Genomic DNA, 1,762 nt, shown 5'->3' with positions numbered 1-1,762 from the left:
CGCCTGTTCCCAGATTTTGGCAGGGGATGGCATGTGACACCGCCTTTTATTTAAGGAAGAAGAGCCCCATCATGGCACAATAGGGATTACGGCTGTAGTATTAAGCAGGCCATGAACTACTGGCGAACACACACCGCCAAGATCGGTTTAAAAGGCTGCCATTCTCCTCACAGTCTACGTTATGCCTGGGCGCAAGATGCTCTGGTGTTTTACCAACAGAATGGTTTTAGCCGCCAGGAGGCAAGGGCGCTGGTTTCAATGGATTTGGGTCACGGTGATGGTCGCGGGCGTTATGTCGAACGAGTTTACAGCCAAGGAGGTTTGGAATGATGGAAACTCTGACTTTCATTCGCTTGGACTATGTGATGAAAAAGACCGGATTGGAAAAATCACAAATCGACCATTTGATTAGGCTAGGAAATTTCCCCAAACCACGCAAATTGGGTATCCGTTCTATGTTATGGATAGTAGAAGAAGTTGATGAGTGGGCTGCCAATAAAGTCAGAAAAACGACTTAACATGTTGAGTTGGCGCTGAGTTAGTGGTTGGTATTAGTGATTCAGTTATTGAGTCCAATAAACCAATCAGTTAAAGTAATCGCGCCATTAGCAAAATCTATTGGTCAGGGTTTCGCAGCCTTGTATAGGACGATCCACTGGTAGGAAGTTTCTACCAGTGTGTCTGCTATCGCCTTTTCAATGGCGGTTCAGGCAGGGGAGGCTTCGGCCTCGCCGGAACGATCGTCCCCGGTACTGCGAACCCTGTCTGAATCGCCACCATCAATATTAATTAATGGAAGGGGTAGCAGGAATGAATAATATTAGAAATGATTGGCATCAAGCCGATATTATTGCTGCATTGCGTAAGCGTGGTACAACCTTGGCGGCTGTTTCTCGTGAAGCGGGATTGAGTTCTTCTACACTAGCAAATGTATTAAATCGTCCGTGACCGAAAGGCGAATGGATTATTGCAGATTACCTCGGAATACACCCTTCAGAAATCTGGCCTAGTCGTTACTTTGATGCTAACGGCCAGCTCATTGAACGCAAAGTCAGAAACGTTTCCAGTTAGCGCAAATTCGATTTTAAAAAGACTTATCTCTGTGGGGTAAATTAGTGACCCCACTAACGCCTTTCTTTTTTCACATCTTTTTTGTCTCTATGTTTTCCAATGAATTTTTATGCTGAGGATTTTTATGTGGGGTATTCGGTGGGGTACTCATAACAAAAAAGCACCCCCTCAAAAAGAGAAAGTGCTTTAATATCAGCATGATCTAAGACTAGGATCAGTTCATGCCGTAGTCTATGATCTCTACCGTTCTTTGGAGTCAGGCGTTTGATGGTTTCCAGATTGCCCCTTGCTTCGATAGGTTTGAGCACTTCTACCAGCATGGGCGCTTTCAGGTTTGATATTGGTGTCGAGCCGAGTTTGGGAAAAATATCCTTTTCTAGTGAGCGCCAGATATCTTTAGCATAATCTTCACTGACAGTGGTTTTCTTCACCTCAAACCAGCGGGTAGCAATATTCTTTAAGGTGTTGCTGTTCTCTTCCTGTATTGCGGCTGCTTGCTGTTTACGCCAATCGACAGGATCAATATCTTTAGCCAGCATCGCTTTTGCTTCGTCTTTGAGTCGGCGAACGTTTGCCAATCCAATCAGAACCACCCGCATAGCGGGTGGTTTGCTCTAGCCCTATAAGGGCATGTTACCGACTGCGCCTAAATGACGCTGCTTTCTCTTCGTTCAAGCTAAGTGTCTTTGCT

Annotated in this window: 2 protein-coding genes and 2 pseudogenes; 3 read left to right on the top strand and 1 reads right to left on the bottom strand. The window is 45.3% G+C overall.

Annotated elements, in window-relative coordinates; translation table 11 throughout:
* Window positions 1-99: 99 nt before the first annotated feature.
* The 3 genes and pseudogenes from PSI23_RS21285 to PSI23_RS21275 form a co-directional block, all read left to right on the top strand.
* A pseudogene (locus PSI23_RS21285) lies at window positions 100-330 on the top strand (integrase domain-containing protein); the annotation flags it as partial.
* Window positions 327-518 (top strand): helix-turn-helix transcriptional regulator, encoded by a 192-nt coding sequence (locus tag PSI23_RS21280; RefSeq protein ID WP_373567369.1) that lies wholly within the window; start codon window positions 327-329, stop codon window positions 516-518. The pseudogene PSI23_RS21285 and the gene PSI23_RS21280, both read left to right, overlap by 4 nt.
* A gap of 292 nt (window positions 519-810) precedes the next feature.
* Window positions 811-1,071: pseudogene (locus PSI23_RS21275) on the top strand (helix-turn-helix domain-containing protein).
* 122 nt (window positions 1,072-1,193) lie between these two features.
* Here PSI23_RS21275 and PSI23_RS21270 read toward each other — a convergent pair.
* Complete coding sequence (locus PSI23_RS21270; RefSeq protein ID WP_273556945.1) at window positions 1,194-1,670, bottom strand: phage integrase central domain-containing protein; 477 nt, start codon at window positions 1,668-1,670, stop codon at window positions 1,194-1,196.
* Window positions 1,671-1,762: the final 92 nt, after the last annotated feature.

Origin of the sequence: Xenorhabdus yunnanensis, from assembly GCF_028598805.1 — a bacterium.
Classification (GTDB): Bacteria; Pseudomonadota; Gammaproteobacteria; order Enterobacterales; family Enterobacteriaceae; genus Xenorhabdus; species Xenorhabdus yunnanensis.
The sequence above is the reverse complement of the archived record's forward strand: the minus strand, read 5'-3'. Positions and strand labels throughout refer to the sequence as shown.

Excerpts from the sequence above, each read along its gene's own strand:
- PSI23_RS21280 (WP_373567369.1), top strand. The coding sequence starts at position 327 with ATGATGGAAACTCTGACTTTCATTCGCTTGGACTATGTGATGAAAAAG.
- PSI23_RS21270 (WP_273556945.1), bottom strand. The coding sequence starts at position 1,670 with ATGCGGGTGGTTCTGATTGGATTGGCAAACGTTCGCCGACTCAAAGAC.